1 protein-coding gene is annotated in these 533 nt (G+C 62.3%); it reads right to left on the reverse strand.

All coding sequences use genetic code 11. From position 1 onward, the window contains the following. Positions 1–475: 50S ribosomal protein L10 (rplJ, locus tag ABB26_RS18300; RefSeq protein WP_057636140.1), on the reverse strand; the 475-nt coding region annotated here is incomplete at its 3' end. Positions 476–533 lie beyond the last annotated feature (58 nt).

Here is a 533-nt window from a genome sequence, read left to right on the forward strand (position 1 = left end):
CACCGATAGCCTTGATGGCGCGGGCGAACATGGTCACCGGCTCGGTCAGGACGCGGGCCAGCATGGCCAGGGCCTGATCACGGGTCGGCAGCGATGCCAGCACTTCGACGTGGCTGGCCGGGAACAGTTCCCCACCGATTGCCACGACTTTCGCCTTCAGCTTGTCGTTGCCCTTGGCTGCATCCTTGATCAGGCGACCGGCTGCGCCGGGCTCCTCAAGCGAAAACGCATACAGCAGCGGACCAACCATCTGGTCTTTTGCGACGGCGAATTCGGTGCCTTCAACGGCGCGCGCGGCCAGCGTGTTCTTGACAACCTTCAAGAAAACGCCGGTTTCGCGGGCCTGCTTACGCATCGCGGTCATCTGAGCGACCGTGGTGCCAGCGTATTCGGCTGCGATCAAGGAGTGAGCCTTGGCTGCGATGTCCGCCAGCTCGGCGACTACTTCTTGCTTCTGGGACAGATTGAGAGCCATTGCACTCCTCCGTTTAAGCGGGGACAGGTGATTCGGGAGCGGGGATTCACGCAAGCGG

The organism is Stenotrophomonas humi, from assembly GCF_001431415.1.
Lineage (GTDB): Bacteria > Pseudomonadota > Gammaproteobacteria > Xanthomonadales > Xanthomonadaceae > Stenotrophomonas > Stenotrophomonas humi.